The sequence below is a fragment of the Andreprevotia sp. IGB-42 genome (assembly GCF_009848685.1).
Taxonomy (GTDB): Bacteria; Pseudomonadota; Gammaproteobacteria; order Burkholderiales; family Chitinibacteraceae; genus Andreprevotia.
Window position 1 is genome coordinate 18,507 of the sequence record NZ_WXTX01000019.1, and the last position, 20,975, is coordinate 39,481.

Below are 20,975 nucleotides of genomic sequence, written 5' to 3' on the forward strand. Positions count from 1 at the left end.
CACCTCAAAGACCAAGCCCGGCGAATCATGGTGCGCGCAGGTAACGCAACAGGCGGCCCCGGTAAGCACTGCCATCCGAAAGCGGCGTGGTGATCACCGTTTCGCTCAGCACGAAACCCAGCGCCGCCATCTGGCGGTGGAACGCGCTGCGGTTGCCACGATTGGGATCGATGATCAGCACTTCGGCCATCGGCGCCGCGTGCAGCGCGATGAAGGCCGCCAGCACTTCGGGCTGGCCGCGCTCATACAACACATCGCTGCCGATGATCAGCTCGAATTCGCCCAGCGCCAGGTTGGCACGCCCCCAGTTGCCAGTCTGGTACTTCAATGCCGACAGCGCATTGAGCTGCAGATTGGCCTGCAGGAACAGATCGGTCAGCGGGTGGCAATCACTGGCGGTGATATCGCCATCGCGGCGGTGCACCACCATGCTGGCCAGCGCCAGCCCGCAACCGATTTCCAGCACACGGCGCCCGCCGATATCGTAGCCCTGCATCAGGTCGGCCAGCTTTTGTGCGGACGGCCACACCTGGCCGAACAGCGGCCAGCAGGCCGGCGAGATGCCGGCGGCTTCGGCCTCGCCCAGCGGATCGTGATACTGCTGGCGATCCAGCAAGGAACGGATATGCAGATCGGCGCCAGTGGCGACGGCAATGTGTTGCAACTTGACCTGGTAGCCAAGCGGAAGGGAAAGGGACAGAGGGGCCTTGCGTATGCGGGGCGCAGCAGGCTTTTCGATCCAGCGGGGCCTGGAGCTACAGGCCGGCGCAAGACGGATAGGGATGAGGGCAGGCAGACGGAAACGAGTGGAAGGCCCCCATGCTAACAGCCATGGCAGCACCTACCCGGTTAAAACAGCCGGGCGGCGTAATGCCACCCGGTGTTTCAGCCGGCCTTAACCGTTGTTTGCAGGTAACGACGCAGGTGTGGGCGCCGGCGTAGCCGGCGGCACAAAACCGGATTGCGTGGTGAGCATGGTTGCCAGGTTGGCGCCTATCCATGCCAGCCGCCGGGTAAGGTAATCGTTGAGCTGGGTGACCTGTGCGGTGTAGTTGCTGAATGGCGAGTTGTAGGCGCTGGGCCAGCGATCGCAATCGCGCTGCAGCGCGCCGGAACCGGTGAGCGTGGCCACCTGCGCGTTCACGAATGCGGTCAGCGCCGCTGCGCTCAATGCATGCCCCGGCTGGCTGTGCTGCTGCCACACGTCCCACACCCTACTGCAGAACTGCGGATCCCACGGCAACACCACCCACCACACCGGACACTGACCGGTTACCTGGAACAACCAGTTATCCGGTGAGGTATACGTGGCATCACCCACCGAGGCAACGTTGCCGTATGACTTGTTCTTGTCCCACAGCGGGCCGGCCTGGCAGACCGCCCGGTTTTTCACCATGAAGGTGCTCTTGTGGTAGCCGTCTTCATCCTTGGCGATTTCGTTCAGCAGGAAATACACCGCAAATGACTGGTAGTCGGTGCATTGCTGTACGGTGGTCCAGGTGCTGGCTGGCACTGTGGCGGGGGCTGCGTTGTAATTGTTGTAGATATCGGCAAACGTACCACCCCAATTGGTGCCGCTGCCGTTGTACCAGGCGTTGAATTCGCTTTCCAGCGCTGGCGTGAGGTCCTTCAGTTCCGGCTCATAAAGCTGCACATTGGCGGTGAGTACCAGATTGGGTGGCGGGAACGCATAGTACTTGGACGCTTCCAGCTGGTTGAGCTGGATGATCGCGTAATCGCTGGTGAGGTTGTCTTCGTCATAGGGCAGATTGATGCGGGATGATTCAAACCGGATCTTGTCCACGTTCAGGTAGAGGCCGTGGTAGCTGCTCGCCAGGATGGCCGTCATGCCTGCTGCAGTCGTCACATCGGCAGTGCTGTCACACAAGAACAGCTCGAAATACTGGTAGGCCGGCGCGTACTGCCCCAGTGCGTTCTGCGCGGTGAAGGTCAGCGGGTTGCGTACCAGCGTGAAATCCATCGCGCCGCAATCGTTGAATACCCAGTGTTTGCCGCTACCGGGCATATCCAGGAAGTTGCCGCTGGCAGGCTCGTGCTTGAGCTTTACCGAATACTGCTGCTTGGGCAGGCTGGCTGTAGCCATGCCACGGACATGCATCTTGGCCTCCACGCTTACTGCGGTGGAAGCCAGCGCGCCGGTAGCATCCAGGATGGATGCCGGCTGGCCGCTGCTGTTGGTCACATACCAGATGGTCACATCGGTATCGCTGCTGCCTATCGCGCCAGGTGCGGTGGGTACCACGATGACGACGGTGTTCGAATAACTACTTGGTGCGGTATTGGCAGTGGCCATGCAGATGATCCGTGTTGTTTGACTATGGGCTTCATTGATATGCAAGCCGAAGGCAAATAACAAGGTCTGGCAGGGGCGACTGCACAAGCAGGCCGCCCCCGCCCATTGCTTAGCCCGCTGCAGCCAATGCCTGTTCGATATCCGCCAGGATGTCATCGATATGCTCGATGCCGATCGACAGCCGCACGGTTTCCTCGGTGACGCCGGCTTTCTTCAGCTCGTCCGGCGAGAGCTGGCGGTGCGTGGTGCTGGCCGGGTGGCAAGCCAGGCTCTTGGCATCGCCGATGTTCACCAGCCGCGTGATCAGCTGCAATGCATCCTGAAAGCGCGCGCCCGCCTCGCGGCCGCCCTTCACGCCAAACGTCAGCAGGCCGGATGCCTTGCCGCCAAAGTATTTGTCGATCAGCGGCTTGGATTCGTGCCCCGGCAGGCCGGCGTAGTTCACCCACTCCACCGCGCGGTGGCCTTGCAGGTACTCGGCCACCTTCAGGGCATTCTCGGTGTGCCGCTCCATGCGCAGCGGCAGGGTTTCCAGCCCCTGCAGGATCAGGAAGGCGTTGAACGGGCTGAGCGCCGCACCGGTATTGCGCAGCGGCACCACGCGTGCACGGCCGATATACGCGGCTGCACCCAGCGCTTCGGTATACACCACGCCGTGATAGCTCACATCCGGTTCGTTCAGCCGGCGGAAGCGCGCCTTGTGCTCCGCCCACGGAAACTTGCCCGAATCAACAATGATGCCGCCCACGCTGTTGCCATGGCCGCCAATGTACTTGGTGAGCGAATGCACCACGATATCCGCGCCATGCTCGATCGGCCGCGTGAGGTACGGTGACGGCACGGTGTTGTCGACGATCAGCGGAATGCCATGGCGGTGCGCGACATCGGCAAACGCGCCGAAGTCCACCACATTGCCCAGCGGGTTGCCGATGGATTCGACAAACACCGCCTTGGTACGCGCATCCACCAGTTGGCCCAGCGCTTCCGGATCACGGTAATCGACAAAGCGCACCTCGATGCCGAACTGCGGCAGCGTATGCGCGAACAGGTTATACGTGCCGCCATACAGCGTGGAAGTAGCGATGATGTTGTCGCCCGCCTCGGCAATGGTCTGGATCGCATAGGTGATCGCCGCTTGGCCCGATGCCAGCGCCAGCCCGGCAATGCCGCCCTCCAGCGCTGCCACGCGCTTTTCCAGCACGTCATTGGTGGGGTTCATGATGCGGGTATAGATGTTGCCCGCCACCTTCAGGTCGAACAGGTCTGCAGCATGCTGCGTATCGTCGAACGCATAGCTGACCGTCTGGTAAATCGGCACCGCCACCGCCTTGGTGGTCGGGTCCGGACTGTAACCGGCGTGGATGGCCTGGGTATCGAACTTCATGACGTGCTCCTGATGTGGGTTCTGCATGGCTGGTAAGGCTGGGCAACAATCTAGCAGGAGCGTGCAACGAGCTGAATGACGTTTTTGGCGGAAATTTAGATCGGGAAGTGCTTAAAGCACACGCGATAGCAATTTTTGAATCGGGACCATGCCGCATACCGCTACCTGACGTGCTTGCTACCGGCTTGATCCTCCCTTCATCAAACAGAGGCCAGCCTTGCCGTTCATGCAATGCAGACGAACGACCATCGATCACAAGCGATTGAATCATATGCAAATTTCCATATCGCCACAGCCGTTCATGAATTGACCTGACCGTCCCTCTTCTGCGGCTCATACGCCAATGCCATAGTCCCCCGGGGCCATGGGGCCGCCACCGGAGAGGAGATAAAATGAAACCATTGTTCACCAGCGCACGCCGCAACGCCGCGTTGACGCTGCTTGCCACCCTGCTGACCGCACCCGCCGCCCTGGCGGCAGATGCCAGTTGCCCCCTCTGGGCAGAAAGCAATACCGCCGCCTACCAGTTGGGCGATGTGGTGAGCTACAACGGCAGCACCTATACCGCGCTGCAAAGCCATACCCCGTTTGTGGGCACCAACTGGAACCCGGCGCTGGTCGCCAGCCTGTGGCAGGCCGGCGGTGCGTGCAGCGTGGCACCCACCTGCGACAAGCCCGGCAGCGTGGCGCTGGTGGTGGACAGCGCCTTTGCCACCCCGCTGGCCGCGGAGCTGGTCCGCCTGGCGGCCGATATCCAGGCCGAGCAGAACGTCTGCGTACATCAGCTGGCCATCACCCCCAACAGCAGCGCGCCACTGGTCAAAGCACGGCTGAAGGCGCTAGCGCCCAAGTTGCGCGGCGCCATCCTGATCGGCGACATCCCCGCCGTGCAGGAAGGCGACGCAAGCGTGGATGGCGCAAGCTATCCCGCCTTGCTGAGCGATGCGTATTACGAAGTATTGAGCGATGCATTCTGGAACGATCCGGACGGCAACGGTATCTTCAACCGCAGCGCCGATGTAGACGGCAACGGCCAGCGCGGCCTGCGCTACGACCTGAGCAGCCTGGCGCGTACGCGCGATATCTGGACCGGCCGCCTGCAACCGCCCGCCGCCCTAGGGATAGCCGAGCGCATCAGCCTGCTGCGCAGCTACCTGGATCGCAACCACGCGTATCGAACCGGCAGCAAGCACTACGGCTCCGGCATGGTGTATTTCAACAGCGTTGGTCACAACACGCTGAGCAGCGACTATGAAATCGACCAGGCCACCAATCTGGCCGATGCCCAAGCGTTCTACGCCGATACCGGCCTGTTCGCCGCACCGGCCAGCACCGGGCTGAACGTGATCTGGAACAACGACATGGCCATGCAGGCCGCCAACTGGTTCAGCGCCATCAACCAGCCCAAAGAATATGCCTACATCAACATCCACGGCGCGGCCAACGGGCAGGAATTCAGCCCCACCGTGTACATGGGCAGCGACGCCTATCGCAACAACCCGGCCAATGCGCTGCTGGTGGACATGGCATCGTGCAACAACGGCATGTTCAGCGCGGCCGACTATCTGGCCGGCTATGCCCTTTTTTACGGGCAGGCGCTGGCAGTACGCGCCAACACCGATCTCGTGTTCCAGGTGGGCCGTCCGGGCGCAGGGCTGGATCACCGCTTGCTGGCAGCCGGCTATACGCTGGGCGATGCCCGCCGCATCACCAACCCGATCGACATTACCACCCTGTTTGGCGACCCCACGCTGCGCTTGCGCCAGCCCACCACGGCCGCAACCCTGCTGACGCTGAGCAGCAGCGAGATGCAGTTTCCGGATTTGTCCACCAGCAGCCTGCCGGCCGCCCCCAGCCAGACCGTCACGCTGACCAATACCAGCAGCCAGGTGATGCGCGTCTACCGCGCCGAGGGGCAATACACGGCCTGGAACGGCCAGGGCACGCTCAACCGCAGCATCATGCAGGACAATGGCTACAGTCAGGGCATAGACCCGTTCTTCCTGCTGGATTTGCGCAATGCAGATGCCCTGTATGCCACCCTGCAGCCGGGGCAATCGGTACCGATCAAAGTGTATTTCGTGGCGAACTTCGCCAACGCCAAGCCCGGGCAGTACAGCTGGCAGCAACAGTTCTATACCGATAGCCCGGCCATGCCTCTGATTACCGTCAAGGCGGTTCAGCGGGTGTTGTAGGTGATGGAAGTAATTAGCTGGTGATATGAAAAATGGGGCCACAAGTGGTCCCATTTTTCATTCGGGATCTGATTTCATGTTCAAACGTTCATGTTCCGAATTCATCGGCAAGCAGCTGGCCGATGCTGCGCTCGAACAACCGGGTCATGCCAGCGTATTCCCCATTGTAGCCATCGATATTGGCTTGCAACCATTCATCTTGGCCTATGTGTTCCCAGCTAATTTGATAACCGCAATTTACTATCAAATGTTCAAACAAAATGCGTTGTGCCCGACCATTCCCTTCACGAAAAGGATGAATCACGTTGAGGTCGGCATAAAAAATGGCGGCCTCTCCGATCAGGCTCAAGCGACTCAATCCCTCGAAGTAATTCAGTATCGCCAGCCTGGAAAAAAGTTTGTCCGCCTCAGGTTCAATCCGGGAGGTCGTGCAAAAACGCGTAGTTTGCTTGCTGATATCCACACGTCAGATATCACCAGCCCAATCATAGAGGTCTGCAAAAAGCTGGCGATGCAGTGATTGGAAATATGACAGATCGTAGGGCGGGCTACTGAAATCGATACCTTGGCTAGCCAGCGCACTTATTTCCCGCTCCGCTTGCTCCAGCGTGACAGCATCCCTGATACCCAACCGGTTTTGTAAAACATCCGAATCCGGGTAGCAATAGACATCCTGCCCCACGCCGTATTTGTCATTCACGGTTAGATTTCAGCGCGTATTTCCTGATCAGCTTTGCTTTGGCAGAATCTAGCTCATTGGCATCATGCACGCGCAAGGATACCGGTGCATACCCCTCCAGCCGCAAGCTGGCATTGTAGTTAGCCAGCCGAGTTTGCTGAACATATGCGCGCTTGATCGCATGAGATGCTTTCGACATGTGCCTTTTCCCCACTCCGTTTTATACAAGTATAGACCATCGGAAATGACGATCAGGCGTTATACCCCAGATTCGGCGCCAGATCGCGCTCGGCCTGCTCGATACTCACGCCACGGCGTTTTGCGTATTCTTCCACCTGATCCTTGTTCACCTTGCCCACCGCAAAGTACTGCGATTGCGGGTGGCTGAAGTAGAAGCCGCTCACCGCCGCGGTGGGCAGCATGGCGTAACCTTCGGTCAGCGTCATGCCGATGCTGTTGGCGCCTAGGATGTCGAACAGGCCAGTCTTGGCGGTATGGTCCGGGCAGGCCGGGTAGCCAGGGGCTGGGCGGATGCCGCTGTATTTTTCGTCGGTCAGCTCATCCACGCTCAGGTGTTCATCGGCAGCGTAGCCCCATAGTTCCTTGCGCACCTTCTCGTGCATGTATTCGGCAAAGCCCTCGGCAAAGCGGTCTGCCAATGCTTTCACCATGATGGCGCTGTAGTCGTCGTTGGCGTCCTCGAAGGCCTTCACGTGCGGGTCGATGCCGATGCCGCCGGTGACGGCAAACGCGCCGATGTAATCCTGTACGCCGCTGGCCTTGGGGGCAATGAAGTCCGCCAGGCACCAGTTGGCCTTGCCGGCCGCCTTGATGTTCTGCTGGCGCAGGTTGTGCCAGATCATCAGCGGGGCGCCCCGGTTTTGCGGGTCAGACGCAGGGGCGTAGATTTCGATATCTTCATCCACGCTGTTGGCGGGAAACAGGCCGACCACGCCGTTGGCCGAAATCCACTTGCCGGCCACCAGTTGCCTGAGCATGGCTTGCGCATCGGCAAACAGTGCGCGTGCGGATTCGCCCACCACTTCGTCCTGCAGGATTTTCGGGTACTTGCCGAACAGCTCCCACGCGTTGAAGAACGGGCTCCAGTCGATATAGGGCTCGATGGCTTCCAGCGGCACGTTCTCGAACTTCAGCACGCCCAGTTGCTTTGGCTTGGGCGGCGTATAGCCGGCCCAGTCGAAACCGGTGGCCGCTGCAAAGCCGTTGGCGCGCGCAGTGGCAATCGGCAGGAACTTGGTGCGGTCCTTGTTGGCGTGGATGGTGCGGATGTTGTCGTATTCGCTGCGCACCTTGCCGACGAAGTCCGGCTTGAGTTCATCGCTCAGCAGGTTGGAGCACACGCCGACCGCGCGGCTGGCGTCCGGCACGTAGATCACGTGGCCACTCGGGTAGTTGGGCTCGATCTTCACCGCGGTGTGCACCTTGCTGGTGGTGGCGCCACCGATCAGCAGCGGGATATCGAAGCCCTGGCGTTCCATCTCCTTGCCCACGTGCGCCATTTCTTCCAGCGACGGGGTGATCAGGCCACTCAAGCCGATGATGTCCGCGCCGATCTCCCTGGCGGTATCGAGGATCTTTTGCGCCGGCACCATCACGCCCAGGTCGGTCACCTGGTAGTTGTTGCAACGGAGCACCACGCCGACGATGTTCTTGCCGATATCGTGCACGTCGCCCTTCACCGTGGCCATCACGATCACGCCCTTGGCTGGCGCATCCGCCAGGCCCATGCGGATTTTTTCTTCCTCGATGAAGGGCTCCAGGTGCGCCACTGCCGCCTTCATCACGCGGGCGGATTTCACCACCTGCGGCAGGAACATCTTGCCGGCGCCAAACAGGTCACCCACGTGGTTCATGCCGTTCATCAACGGCCCTTCGATCACGTGGATGGGGCGCTCGGCGTTCAGCCGGGCTTCTTCGGTATCTTCAACGATGAAGGTGGTGATGCCCTTCACCAGCGCGTGGGTAATGCGCTCCTGCAAGCTGCCGTTGCGCCAGCTCAGGTCTTCGCCCTTGGCGGCATTGGCATCGCCCTTGAATGCTTCGGCCAGCGCGATCAGCGCTTCGGTTGCCGCCAGCGGATCCGCCGTCTGGTTTTGCATCAGCACCACGTCTTCGATCGCATCGCGCAGCGCTTTCGGCACTTCCTCGTACACTTCCAGCGCGCCAGCGTTGACGATGCCCATCGTCATGCCCTGCTTGATCGCGTGGTACAGGAACACCGCGTGGATGGCCTCGCGCACCTTGTTGTTACCGCGGAACGAGAACGATACGTTGGATACACCGCCGGAAATCTTGGCGTGCGGCAGGTGCTGCTTGATCCAGCCGGTGGCCTCGATGAAATCCAGCCCGTAGCGCGCGTGCTCTTCAATCCCGGTGGCCACGGCGAAGATGTTGGGGTCGAAAATGATGTCTTCCGGCGGGAAGCCCACTTCATCCACCAGGATGCGATAGCTCTTTTCGCAAATCTCGATCTTGCGGGCAAAGGTATCGGCCTGGCCCACTTCGTCGAACGCCATCACGATCACTGCAGCGCCATAGCGGCGCAGCAGCCTGGCGTGATGGATGAACTGATCAACACCCTCTTTCATCGAGATCGAGTTGACGATGCACTTGCCCTGCACGCACTTGAGGCCGGCTTCGATCACGTCCCATTTGGACGAATCGATCATGATGGGCACGCGCGAGATATCCGGCTCGGCCGCCACCAGGTTCAGGAAGGTGACCATGGCCTTGTGGGCATCGAGCATGCCCTCGTCCATATTGATGTCGATCACCTGCGCGCCGGCTTCCACCTGCTGGCGCGCCACGTCCAGCGCGGCCGGGTAATCACCGTTCAGGATCAGCCGGGCAAACGCCTTGGAGCCGGTAACGTTGGTGCGCTCGCCCACGTTCACGAACAGGTCGCTGTCGCCGATATTGAACGGCTCCAGACCGGATAGCCGGCACTTGGCTTCGATCTGCGGCAGCACGCGCGGCGGTACATCCTTCACCGCCTGGTAGATGGCGGCAATGTGCGCCGGCGTGGTACCGCAGCAACCGCCGACGATATTGATCAGCCCCGATTGCGCCCACTCGCGCACGTTCTCGGCCATTTCATCCGGGCCCAGGTCGTAACCGCCGAAGGCATTGGGCAGGCCGGCGTTGGCGTGCACCGATACGAAGGTATCGGAGATGCGCGACATCTCTTCCACATACGGGCGCAGCAGGTCCGGCCCCAGTGCACAGTTCAGGCCGAACGAGATCGCATCTGCATGATGCAGCGAGTTGTAGAACGCCTCGGTGGTCTGGCCGGTGAGCGTGCGGCCGGACTGGTCGGTAATGGTGCCCGATACCATGATGGGCAGCGGCGCGGTTTCCGGGTGCTGGTCGAAATAGGTGTGGATCGCGAACACCGCTGCCTTGGCGTTCAGCGTATCGAAAATGGTTTCCACCAGCAGCAGGTCTGCGCCGCCCTTCACCAGGCCATCGATGGCCTCCAGGTAGCTTTCTACCAGCGCATCGAAGGTCACGTTGCGGTAGCCGGGGTCGTTCACGTCCGGGCTGATCGAACAGGTGCGGTTGGTGGGGCCGAGCACGCCGGCGCAGAAGCGCGGCTTTTCCGGTGTCCTGGCGGTTTGCGCCACGCACAGGTCTTTAACCAGCTTGGCGGCGGCGAAGTTCAGCTCCCACACCAGGCTTTCCATCTCGTAGTCGGCCATGGCAATCGAGGTACCGTTGAAGCTGTTGGTCTCGATGATGTCCGCGCCGGCGTCCAGGTATTCCTGGTGGATAGCGGCGATGATCTGCGGTTGCGACAGCACCAGCAGGTCGTTGTTGCCTTTCACATCGCACTGCCAATCGGCAAAGCGCTCGCCCCGGTAGGCCGCTTCGTCCAGCGTGTATTGCTGGATCATCGTGCCCATGCCGCCATCCAGAATCAGGATGCGGTTTTCAAGCAGGGACTGGATTTGAGCGTAGCGCGGCGAAGGCGTGGTCATGGGCAAAGTCGGCAATGGCAAAATAGCCGGCTATTTTAACCCGTTAGAAGAGATTTCCCCCTTAAAAACAACGCCGCCCCGTCAAATGGCGGGGCGGCGTGCTGCAGGCGCCACTAACGGGCGCTAAAACCGGCGGTGCTGCGTCAGGCGCGTTTGATCAGGCGGATGATCACGATCAGGATGATCGCGCCCACCGTGGCCACCAGTATGCTGCCCAGCAAACCACCGCTGGTTGCCACGCCCAGCTTGCTGAACACATAGCCACCCAGCAGTGCGCCCAGTATGCCCACCACGATATCGCCCACCACGCCGAAGCCACCGCCACGCACCAGTGTGCCTGCCAGCCAGCCAGCAATCAGCCCGACCAGGATGAACCAGATGAAACCCATTGCTTTCTCCACGGGTGAAGTACCCGCATGCACCATGCGCGTGTACCTGTGCAATGACAAGTGAATAGTGCAGCAAGCGTGGTCGACAAAGTGTGATGAATGCCTGCTTGGCAGCCTACGGCCCGCCATCAGGCCAGCCTGAACTGCCCGACCGCCTGCCCCAGTTGCTGCGCCAGATCACGCAGCCGTTGCGCGGTCTGCGCGGATGCCTCGACCGCGCGGCTGGTTTCCTCGCTCATCTGCGCAATGCGCTCCACATTGCTGGCTACATCGTGTGATACCGTGCGCTGCTCGTTCAACGCCTCGCTGATGTCGCTGACCACCGAAGAAACCCGCGCGGCGTTGCTGCGTATCTGCCCGATGGCGGTACCGGCCTGGTTGGCCAGCTCCACGCCGGTTTCTACCTGCTCTACGCCGCTGCCCATATTGCTCACTGCCTGCTGCGTACCGCTCTGGATGCGCTGGATCATGTTGGCGATCTCCTGCGTGGAGCTGCCGGTGCGCTCGGCCAGCTTGCGCACCTCATCCGCCACCACCGCAAAGCCGCGCCCCTGCTCGCCGGCGCGTGCCGCTTCGATCGCGGCATTGAGCGCCAGCAAATTGGTCTGGTCGGCAATCTCGCGGATCACCTTCACGATGCTGAAAATCTGCTGCGCCTGCTCGCCCAGCTGGGTAACACTGCCCGATGCCGAGCGCACGGTGGCGGCAATCTCGCGGATGCCGTGCACGGTCAGGTCGATGACCTCCGCGCCTGCGCTGGAAACGCGGCCGGCCTCGCGTGATTCGCTGTGTGCATCGGCGGCGGACGCAGCAACGTGATTGATGCTGACCGTCAACTGCTCGACCGCCGCGGCCATCGCCGCAGCAGCATTGCTCTGGTCGCGCGCCTGCTGCGCTACCTGCTCGGCGCTGCTGCTGATATCGGCGGCACCGCCCAGCAATGCATCGCTGCTTTGCCTGACTTGCTGCAGCAACTGGCGCAAGCGCTGCTGCATCGCGGCAAAAGCCTGCAGCAACTGGCTGATTTCATCGCTGCCCTCCACCTCGATCTGGCGGCTGAAATCCCCGGCCGCCGCGGATTCGGTCAGTCCTACTGCATAGCCCAGCCGTTTACCCACGCTGCGCGGCAAGGTCAGGATCATGCCCAGTGCAATTGCCACCACGATCAGCCCCGCAATGATCAGGCACGCAAAGCTGAACGCGCGGATTTGCGCTACCTCCTCCGCGCGGGCATCCAGCAAGCTGCTTTCGGCATCGCCGATCTGCGCCAGCACGCTGCGTAATTCGTCCATGCGCTGCTTGCCCGCGCCATTGCCCATGGCCTGCATCAGTTCATCCGGCGATTTTTCATTGCGGGCGATGGCCCGGCGCAGTTCGATCTGCGGCTGCAAGACCTGGCTCAGCAATGCTTGCTGCTGGCCTTCCAGCTGCTGCAACCGCTGTTGCTGTGCGGCGTTGTCGCTGGTCAGCTGGCGGATTTGCGCCAATGCCTTGGCAAATTGCGCCTGGCCACCGTTGTAGGGCTCTAGGAATTCATCCTTGCCGGTGATCAGGAAACCACGCTGCCCGGTTTCGATATTCACCAGTGCCTCCAGCAACTGATCCTTCTGCAACAGCACCTGGTAGGTATGCACTGTCCAGCCGCTGCGATCCGCCACGCGGTGAAAGTTGAACAGCGTGCTGCCCACCATCAGCACCACCACCAGTATCAGTAGCCCGAATGCGCCGTAGAGTTTCTGGGCAATGGACAAGGATCGCATGGCAGGCTCCGGGGCTATGGGCGATCTTGCACTTTAGCTTCCTGACCACAGCCTTTCCCGGAGTATGCAGATGAACGGGGGCGTGAATAGTTGCACACCGTTGCGGGTAGCAAGCGACCATGCGCCGCGCTGCCGCCAGTCAACTCATCGGGCATGCCATCCGGGTGGCGGCGTATGATGGATGCAAGGTCAAACGGGTAGAGGTTTATGGCTGAGATAGGCAGTATCAACCGCGCTGGCAGCGTGCAAAATGCACCGGCTACCGAGCGCAATGCGCAAACGCAGCAGGCACGCACCAACCGCCAGGAAGCGCTGACCATCAGCCGCAGCCAGGCAGACCGCGTCACCATTTCCCAGCAGGCGCAGCAACGGCAGCAAACCGAAGCCAGCAACAACCGGCAGGTTGCGCAGGCCCGCACGCGCGATGCCAACGAAGAAAAATCGCTGGATGCACAGCGCAGTGCCGAACGGCGCCGCGAAGCGCAGGCCACCGAAGACCAGGCACAGCAGCGGCGTATCGACCAGGCGGCGCAGGCACCGGCCAAGAGCGCACCGGTCAACCGCGGCGGCAATATCGATACCCGCGCCTGAAGTGTCACCACTGGGGGCTCCCGCCCGCATCAGCACGGTTCGCTCACGGCCTACGCACGGTGTTCGCCAAGTCACTGTATCAATTGGGCTTTCCGCTGGTCATCTTTACCATGCACGGCGAAAATCGCGGCGTATATTGAAGCAATATCCGCAATGCATTCCGCAAGGAGCCCCGCCATGGCCGACATCAGCAATGTATCCCGCAGCGCGTATGTACCGCCGGCGCCAGCATCCGGCAATGGCGAACTGGCGCAGCAGTTGCAAACGCAGCGGCAGGATATCCGCGAAGCGGCCAAGCCGCTGGTGGAAACGGTGTATATCTCGCAGCAGGCACAAAAGCAGTACGACATCTACGTGCAAAACAGCGCCAGCAGCAGCGAAGACAGTAGCGATACCAACACCCAGCAGGTAGGCTTCGATACCCAGAACGTGCTGGATGCGCAGCAACTGGTGCAACGGCGCGCCACCACGGTGGCTGTATATGAAAACCGGCAGGCCAATGCGGCCGAAACACCGCAACCGCAACCGCTACAGCCGGGTTCGCTGGTCAATACCAGCGCCTGATTGCCCACCGCGCAGCGCGTGCTTTCGCAATACCCGCCTGGCAACGCGATCAGCGCATATCCGATAAACAGCAAGGGCCGCGATGCGGCCCTTGTGCTTTGCTGCCCACCCCCGCGCTGCTACAACACGTAGCGCGCCAGGTCTTCGTCCTGCGCCAGCTTGCCCAGCCGGCCTTCCACATAGGCAGCATCGATGTTCACGGTGCCGCGCTTCGCGTCGAAGGAAATCTCTTCCAGCAGCTTTTCCATCACCGTATGCAGGCGGCGCGCGCCAATGTTCTCGGTGGTTTCGTTCACCTGGTAGGCAATCTCGGCCAGCCGGCGTACGCCGTCATCGGTAAACGCCAGTTCCACGCTCTCCGTCTCCAGCAATGCCTGGTATTGCTTGGTCAGGCAGGCATCGGTGCCGGTGAGGATGCGGCCGAAGTCTTCCACCGTCAGTGATGACAATTCCACGCGGATCGGCAGCCGGCCCTGCAGCTCGGGAATCAGGTCTGACGGCTTGGCCAGCTGGAATGCGCCGCTGGCAATGAACAGGATGTGATCGGTCTTCACCATGCCGTATTTGGTGCTGACCGTGGTGCCTTCGACCAGCGGCAGCAGATCGCGCTGCACGCCTTGGCGGCTGACTTCGCCGCCGCTGTTTTCCCCGCGGCTGGTGACCTTGTCGATTTCATCGATGAACACGATGCCGCTCTGCTCCACCGCCTGCAGCGCCTCGGCCTTCAGGTCTTCATCGTTGACGAGCTTGGCGGCTTCTTCATCGGTTACCAGCTTGAGCGCATCGGGCACCTTGAGCTTCTGGGTTTTCTTCTTGTCCGAAAACGCCGTCTTGAACATGCCCTGCAGCTGGCTGGAAAAATCCTCCATGCCCGGCGGGCTGAAGATTTCCATGCTCGGCGTGGCCGCTGCCACGTCGATATCGATTTCCTTGTCGTCGAACTTGCCCTCGCGCAGCATCTTGCGGAATTTCTGCCGCGTTTCGCTGCCCTGCTCCACCTCGCCCACCGATGCGTAACCAATCTTGCCGGGCGGCGGCAGCAATACATCCAGGATGCGTTCCTCGGCAGCGCCTTCGGCCTTGGCCCGGTTGCGCCTGATGGCAATATCGCGCGCGCTCTTGATGGCGATCTCGGTCAGGTCACGGATGATGCTGTCCACATCCTTGCCCACATAGCCCACCTCGGTGAATTTGGTGGCCTCCACCTTGATGAACGGCGCATCAGCCAGCTTGGCCAGCCGGCGGGCGATCTCGGTCTTGCCCACGCCGGTGGGGCCAATCATCAGGATGTTCTTGGGAGTGATTTCATGCCGCAGCGGTTCGGCCACCTGCTGGCGACGCCAGCGGTTGCGCAATGCAATCGCCACCGCACGCTTGGCATCGGCCTGGCCGACGATGTGTTTATCCAGCTCGTGGACGATTTCCTGCGGGGTCATGGTGCTCATGGTGGCATCCGTGCAAACGATAGCTGAGAAGATGATGGCAGCAAGCCGGATTTAAAGCGCCAGCTATAGTATCTAGACAAATCATCACCCTGTTGCTCGATGCGCCATCGTTTTGCCACCCTTCTGCTAGCCTTGCTGGCGGTCAGCATGCTGATCGGCGTTCTGACGACCGTGGCCATCGACCGCACCCAGCGTGCCGGCTTCCAGTCGCTGAACGACATCATCGAAGCCCGCCAGCAGCGCGAGGAATCGCTGCGCCAGACCGCATGGCGCTATGCGGTGCCCATGGTGGATCTGGCGCACAAGCTCAACCTGGGCATCCTCGACAGCACCACGGTGCGCTTTCGCATGCAGGCCGAGCTGCGCGCCAGCGATGCCAGCTGGCGCAGCTATGCCGAACACGTGCCGCTGGCACAGCGCGCGCAGCTGAGCCAAGCACAGGAACGCGCGCGCAAGGCATTTGCGCGGCTGGGTGCAGTGCTGAGCACCGAGGAACCGGCGGCGCTGCGCAGCTTCATCCAGTACGAGCTGTATCCGGCCATCGATCCGTTCACCACGCTGGTGGAAGAACAGATGCGCGCCGAGCTGACGCGCACCAATGCATCGCTCAAGCAGACACGCGATACCGTCATGCAGGCGCGTGCACAGGCCATCAATGTCGCCATTCTTGCGTATCTGGTCACCGGCTTTGGCGGCGCAGCGCTGGCGTTTTACCTGATCCGCCGGGTGAAGGCGATCCAGGCGCTGTCTGCCGCAATTGCCCGCAACGACCTCGATCTGCCGCCCGCGCTGGAAGGGGGCGACGAAATCGGCCAGATTCACGACAACCTGCTGGCTGTGTATGAGCGCCTGAAAGTGCAGTGGGACGAACTGCACGCGCAGAACGATGAGCTGGTCAGCACGCTGGCAGACCTGGAACAATCGCAATCTGCGTTGCAAGCCAACGAAGAGCGCTGGAAGCTGGCACTGGAAGCCAGCGAATCGGGCATCTGGGAACACGACCTGCTGCGCAACCGCGTGCAGTTTTCCGCCGGCTGGAAAGCCCAGCTCGGCTTCGCCCCGGCGCAACTGCACGATGATTTCGACAACTGGGCGCTACGGCTGCACCCGGACGATGCGCCCGGCGCGCTCACCGCATACAAGCACTTCGTGGAAGGCCAGCAGGCCAGCTACCGGGTGGAGTTCCGCCTCAAGCACAAGGACGGCAGCTGGCGCTGGCTGCAAAGCAATGGCAGCGCCCAGCACGATAGCGGCGGCAATGTGATCCGCGTGGTGGGCACGCAAACCGACATCACGCAGCGCAAACTGGCCGAAGCGGCGCTGATCAATGCGCGCGACGAAGCAGAAGACGCATTGCTGAAACTGCAAAGCACCCAGCAGCAGATGCTGCAGTCGGAAAAACTGGCGGCACTGGGGGGGCTGGTGGCAGGCATCGCGCACGAGGTGAACACCCCCCTGGGCATCGCGGTGACAGCCGCCTCCACCCTGCATGAAGAAACCGCCCGCGTGATTGCACGGCTGGCAGACGGGCAGATCAAGAAAAGCGAGCTGGAAGCGTTCCTTGCGCATAGCAGCGATACCAGCACGCTGCTGCTCAAGCATATCGAGCACGCCGCCACGCTGATACGCTCATTCAAGCAGATCTCGGTGGACCAGAACATCGACGAGCGCAGGCTATTCAAGCCACGCGATTACTTTACCGACATCCTCAACAGCCTGGCGCCCAAGTTCCGGCATACGCCGCACCGCTTCACCTTCGATTGCCCGCCCAATCTGGAGCTGGACAGCTACCCGGCCGCGTTCACCCAGCTGTTTACCAACCTCGTCACCAATGCGCTGCTGCACGGCTTCGAACAGGTCGATGCCGGCTTGCTCACCATCACCGTGGAAGCACGCGGCAAGGACACCGTGGTGCTGCAGTTTTCCGACAACGGGCCAGGCATCCCGCCCGGTGAACTCAAGCGCATTTTCGAGCCTTTCTTCACCACCAAGCGCGGCCGGGGCGGCAGCGGGCTGGGCTTGGCCATCGTCTACAACCTGGTGGTGGCGCGACTGGGGGGCAAAATCACCGTCAGCTCCAAACCGGGACTGGGCACCACGTTCACCGTGCTGATCCCCATCATTGCTCCGGGTGAGGGCAGCAACACCTAGCGGCGCTGTGCGGGCCCGTTTGGCTGGCGGCTGTGCACTGCGCGGTGGCATGCGCGCGCGTATGCTGGTGCCGGATCAGCCCCTGCCTTGTTCGCCATGATCCGTTCCCGCCTGCTGCTTGCCTTGCTCATCATCTACCTCGTCTGGGGTTCTACCTACCTGGGCATCCGCATTGCCGTGGCGGATATCCCGCCGCTGACCATGGCGTCGTTCCGCTTCCTGGTTGCCGGCGGCGTGATGCTGGCTTGGCTGAAATGGCGTGGCGCCGCATGGCCCAGCCTGAAACAGACCGTATCTGCCATTGCGGTCGGTACGCTGATGCTGGTGGTGGGCAATGGCGGCGTCAGCGTGGCCGAAGTATCGGTGCCATCCGGGCTGACCGCACTGCTGCTGGCGGTGGCGCCCCTGTTCGCGGTGCTGTTTGCCTGGGCATTCGGCTCGCCGCCGCACAAGGAGGAATGGCTGGGCGTAGTGTTGGGCCTCGCGGGCGTGGCGCTGCTACAGCAGGACACCCGGCTGGGCGGCAGCCCGTGGGCATTCGCGCTGATCCTGGCCGCATCGCTATCGTGGTCGTTTGCGGCGGTATGGCAGAAAAAGCTGGATCTGCCGGCCGGCGCGATGTCCGCTGCGGTGCAGATGAGCAGTGCAGGCGTCATCCTGTTCCTGCTGGGGCGCTTGCGCGGCGAACCGTGGCCGCATGATGTGCACTGGCACAGCTGGGCCGCGCTCGCCTATCTGATCGTCTTCGGCTCGCTGATTGCCTACAACGCCTTCGTCTATGTGCTGTCGCACGCCCGCCCCGCACTGGCTTCCAGCTATGCCTACGTGAACCCGCCGGTTGCAGTGCTGCTGGGCTGGTTGCTGGCAGGCGAACACCTGAGCGCCCCCATGCTGGCCGGCATGGGCGTGGTACTGGCTGGCGTGGTGTTACTGGCCATCGCCCACCGCCGCTGACAGTTCAGCGCCGGTCACGCCCGGCGGGGATGCCGTCGTCACATTGTCACCCCCGCGCCATGCACTCGTCATTTATCGGTGATCTATACGTCACGAGGGGTGAGTAAGGTTCCGCCCATATTCAAATCCTTGAACCGGGCGAAAATCATGACCATATGGCTGCGTACCCTCGCGCTGTTGCTGCTGGCCTGCGTGGCCAGCGTCGTGCACGCGGAATCCTATATCTACATCACCAACACCACCGCCAACACCGTGCAGGTGCAAACCCGCCAGAGCGGCGATGCCACGCTGGTGCGCGGCAAGAGCTGGGACAGCGAAGCCACCGAAATCCCCGCATATGCCACCCGCCGCGTGCTGTGGATGAACCGCAATATCGGCATCACCAACGGCAAGACTTTCTATTTCGATACCACCGTCACCGGGGGTGGCAGCACGGTAACACTGCGCCAGAAGCTCACCGGGACCTGGACTTCCAGCAATATCTGGCACGCAGCACGCGGCAACAATTTCGACGATCCATGGTACAGCGACCGCGCCATCCACAACCGCGATACCGTGTACGGCAACGCGGCATCGGTCCTGTCGTACCGGGCCGAGGCCACCGGTGGCTACGATGACTTCAAGTATGTGATCCACAACCGCAACAAGGTGGAAACCACCAGCGGCCCGAACGAGTTCAAGATGCTCACCTACAACGTGTGGGCGCTGCCACCGATCTCGAGCAACAACTGTGCACGCCTGGATGAAATTGCCAGCAACCTGGCCGGCTACGATGCAGTGGCCGTGCAGGAGCTGTTCGATAACGATTGCCGCAGCAAATTCCTGGCCAAGGTACGCAGCGCGTTCCCGTACCAATCCACGCTGGTGGATATCCCCGGCAATATCCTGCAGGACGGCGGCACCATGATCATCAGCCGCTGGCCCATCATGGCCGATGCCACCATCGTGTTTGACCAGTGCACCGGTAGCGATTGCCTGGCCAACAAGGGCGCCAACTACGTACAAGTGCTCAAGCAGGGCGCGGTTTACCACCTGAGCACCACGCACGCCCCCTCGTTCGATACCGACGAAGCACGCCAGATGCGCCGCTTGGCATTCGGCAAGATCCGCACGCTGCTCGACAGCAAGCGCATCCCGGCGACCGAAACCCTGCTGATCGCCGGCGACATGAACGTCAACAAGTACAAGTTTCCGGATGACTACGTGCAGATGCAGACACTGCTGCGCGCCAGGGCACCGGCCAGCTCGGGCTATATCAACACCTTCGACGCCAATGTGAACACCAATGCCGGCAACCCCACATCCGGCGGCACGGTCGAATACCTGGATTACGTGCTGGTGGGCAACGACAACCGCCAGCCGCGCACCAGCGTGAACGACGTACGCATCCTGCGCACGCTGCGCGACGACCTGTGGTCGGTACGTGATCTGTCCGATCACTTCCCGGTAGCCGGCCTGTTCAGCTTCTGAGCCCGCACATGCTGAAACGCACGGTAGCAGTAGCGGCGTTGCTGGCCGCAGGCGCCACGGCCGCCTGGCAGTGGTGGCCGGCAGCGGCCCCTGCCGGCGGCGCCCGGGCCATTGCAGCGGGCAACACCGCCAGCGCGGTGGCAACGGCAGCCCCAACCCGGCGCGATGGCCTGTTCGCCCGCGCCTGGGGCGAGGCAGCCCCGCCGCCCGATCTGCCCAAGCGGCTGGCGGACGTGATGCAGGCGCATTACGCCAGCGGCGCAACCGCTGTGCATTCGGGCCAGTTGCAACGCTGGTGGCGCGACGGGCTGGCGCTGTGCCAGCAAGCCGGCGGCAACAACTGCGAGCGCGTGCTGCAGGATGCGCTGGCCAGCTGGCCCGATCAGGCAGCGGCCGCCATCGCCCGCAGCGCCATCGCGCAGCTGGCGGCCACCGCCCATGCAGAAGCACAGCTGGTGCAATCGACCAGCACGCCGTTGTCGCAACGGCTGGCAAAGCTGAGCGCCTTGCGCAAGGCCAGCATGGGCGAAGCTGCCGCCGAGGCCTGGTATGGCGCGGAAGAAGCCGGCATCGCCTTCAAGGCCGCCGTGAACGAGTTTGCCCAGGGCCCCGCAGCCACCATGCCGCAACAGGCCCGCATGGCCAGGGTGGAGGCGCTGCGCCAGCAGCACTACGGCAGCGACTATGCCGAGCTGAAAGCTGCGGAAAGCCCTCAAGCCAACTACCAGATCGAATACGGGCTGGCCCGGCTGGATGCGCGTGATGCCGCAGCCGACGCCGCGCTGCGCGGTAGCTTGCGCAGCAAATACCTGCCGGTAGCCGATGCGCAGGCCCAGGCGCAGCAGGAAGCCGCGGCAGCTGCACAGCAGGCACGCCAGCAGGCGTATGCAGTGGCGCTGGCCGAGCTGGACCGCCGTTATCCCGATCATCAAGACTATGCGTACGTGACCGCGCTGGCTGCGCTGCGCAAGCAGGCATTCGAATGAGGTGCGTGCCGGTACCGGGAGATTGCGGCAGGTTTCATCAACACTTCATCGTTTCGGCTTACGTCAGCGGTACGGCGTTCTATAGTGAAACTCCC

General features: G+C 61.9%; 17 protein-coding genes. 7 read left to right on the top strand and 10 right to left on the bottom strand.

Features of this window, described 5'->3' with window-relative positions; all coding sequences use genetic code 11:
* Nucleotides 1–25 precede the first annotated feature (25 nt).
* From IGB42_RS20130 to IGB42_RS20140, 3 genes are all read right to left on the bottom strand, one after another.
* Complete coding sequence (locus IGB42_RS20130; protein WP_236822663.1) at nucleotides 26–664, bottom strand: methyltransferase; 639 nt, start codon at nucleotides 662–664, stop codon at nucleotides 26–28.
* A gap of 231 nt (nucleotides 665–895) precedes the next feature.
* On the bottom strand, nucleotides 896–2,314 hold the full coding sequence (locus IGB42_RS20135; protein ID WP_159675109.1) for a CotH kinase family protein: 1,419 nt from the start codon (nucleotides 2,312–2,314) through the stop codon (nucleotides 896–898).
* 109 nt (nucleotides 2,315–2,423) lie between these two features.
* A complete protein-coding gene (locus IGB42_RS20140; protein ID WP_159675111.1) occupies nucleotides 2,424–3,698 on the bottom strand; it encodes an O-acetylhomoserine aminocarboxypropyltransferase/cysteine synthase family protein in 1,275 nt (424 codons plus the stop codon).
* Nucleotides 3,699–4,090: 392 nt separating this feature from the next.
* Here IGB42_RS20140 and IGB42_RS20145 point away from each other — a divergent pair, with 392 nt between their 5' ends.
* Nucleotides 4,091–5,893, top strand: coding sequence for a carbohydrate-binding protein (locus IGB42_RS20145; RefSeq protein WP_159675113.1), 1,803 nt, complete (start codon nucleotides 4,091–4,093; stop codon nucleotides 5,891–5,893).
* A gap of 88 nt (nucleotides 5,894–5,981) precedes the next feature.
* On the opposite strand, the gene IGB42_RS22710 is transcribed toward IGB42_RS20145, so the two are convergent.
* The 6 genes from IGB42_RS22710 to IGB42_RS20170 form a co-directional block, all read right to left on the bottom strand.
* The gene (locus IGB42_RS22710; protein ID WP_201800027.1) at nucleotides 5,982–6,356 is read right to left on the bottom strand and encodes a Fic family protein; all 375 of its coding nucleotides are present in this window, start codon (nucleotides 6,354–6,356) and stop codon (nucleotides 5,982–5,984) included.
* A gap of 3 nt (nucleotides 6,357–6,359) precedes the next feature.
* On the bottom strand, nucleotides 6,360–6,593 hold the full coding sequence (locus IGB42_RS22715) for a hypothetical protein (RefSeq protein ID WP_201800028.1): 234 nt from the start codon (nucleotides 6,591–6,593) through the stop codon (nucleotides 6,360–6,362).
* Nucleotides 6,586–6,771 (bottom strand): YhfG family protein, encoded by a 186-nt coding sequence (locus IGB42_RS20155; RefSeq protein WP_159675115.1) that lies wholly within the window; start codon nucleotides 6,769–6,771, stop codon nucleotides 6,586–6,588. Before IGB42_RS20155 ends, IGB42_RS22715 begins: the two co-directional genes overlap by 8 nt.
* Nucleotides 6,772–6,823: 52 nt before the next feature.
* Nucleotides 6,824–10,570 carry a methionine synthase gene (gene metH / locus IGB42_RS20160; RefSeq protein WP_159675117.1) on the bottom strand — a complete coding sequence of 1,249 codons (3,747 nt, stop codon included), beginning with the start codon at nucleotides 10,568–10,570 and terminating at the stop codon, nucleotides 6,824–6,826.
* A 143-nt stretch (nucleotides 10,571–10,713) separates the two neighbouring features.
* The gene (locus tag IGB42_RS20165) at nucleotides 10,714–10,959 is read right to left on the bottom strand and encodes a GlsB/YeaQ/YmgE family stress response membrane protein (RefSeq protein WP_159675119.1); all 246 of its coding nucleotides are present in this window, start codon (nucleotides 10,957–10,959) and stop codon (nucleotides 10,714–10,716) included.
* A 128-nt stretch (nucleotides 10,960–11,087) separates the two neighbouring features.
* Entirely contained in the window at nucleotides 11,088–12,719 is a 1,632-nt protein-coding gene (locus tag IGB42_RS20170) for a methyl-accepting chemotaxis protein (protein ID WP_236822667.1), read from the bottom strand.
* 207 nt (nucleotides 12,720–12,926) lie between these two features.
* Between IGB42_RS20170 and IGB42_RS20175 the strand changes: the two genes are divergently transcribed.
* Together IGB42_RS20175 and IGB42_RS20180 are read left to right on the top strand one after the other, a co-directional pair.
* Nucleotides 12,927–13,310, top strand: a complete 384-nt coding sequence (locus IGB42_RS20175) for a hypothetical protein (RefSeq protein ID WP_159675121.1) — start codon at nucleotides 12,927–12,929, stop codon at nucleotides 13,308–13,310.
* A 177-nt stretch (nucleotides 13,311–13,487) separates the two neighbouring features.
* Nucleotides 13,488–13,874 (top strand): hypothetical protein, encoded by a 387-nt coding sequence (locus IGB42_RS20180; RefSeq protein ID WP_159675123.1) that lies wholly within the window; start codon nucleotides 13,488–13,490, stop codon nucleotides 13,872–13,874.
* A gap of 119 nt (nucleotides 13,875–13,993) precedes the next feature.
* Here the strand turns inward: IGB42_RS20180 and hslU are convergent, their stop codons facing one another.
* The gene (gene hslU, locus IGB42_RS20185; RefSeq protein WP_159675125.1) at nucleotides 13,994–15,319 is read right to left on the bottom strand and encodes an ATP-dependent protease ATPase subunit HslU; all 1,326 of its coding nucleotides are present in this window, start codon (nucleotides 15,317–15,319) and stop codon (nucleotides 13,994–13,996) included.
* Nucleotides 15,320–15,466: 147 nt separating this feature from the next.
* On the opposite strand from hslU, the gene IGB42_RS20190 reads away from it, so the two are divergent.
* From IGB42_RS20190 to IGB42_RS20205, 4 genes are all read left to right on the top strand, one after another.
* Nucleotides 15,467–17,470, top strand: a complete 2,004-nt coding sequence (locus tag IGB42_RS20190) for an ATP-binding protein (protein WP_159675126.1) — start codon at nucleotides 15,467–15,469, stop codon at nucleotides 17,468–17,470.
* Nucleotides 17,471–17,566: 96 nt separating this feature from the next.
* Entirely contained in the window at nucleotides 17,567–18,424 is an 858-nt protein-coding gene (gene yedA / locus IGB42_RS20195; protein ID WP_159675128.1) for a drug/metabolite exporter YedA, read from the top strand.
* Between the two features lie 147 nt (nucleotides 18,425–18,571).
* Nucleotides 18,572–19,894: a sphingomyelin phosphodiesterase gene (locus tag IGB42_RS20200; RefSeq protein WP_201800029.1), complete on the top strand. Its 1,323-nt coding sequence runs from the start codon at nucleotides 18,572–18,574 to the stop codon at nucleotides 19,892–19,894.
* Between the two features lie 8 nt (nucleotides 19,895–19,902).
* Nucleotides 19,903–20,880, top strand: a complete 978-nt coding sequence (locus tag IGB42_RS20205) for a lipase secretion chaperone (protein ID WP_159675130.1) — start codon at nucleotides 19,903–19,905, stop codon at nucleotides 20,878–20,880.
* Nucleotides 20,881–20,975: the final 95 nt, after the last annotated feature.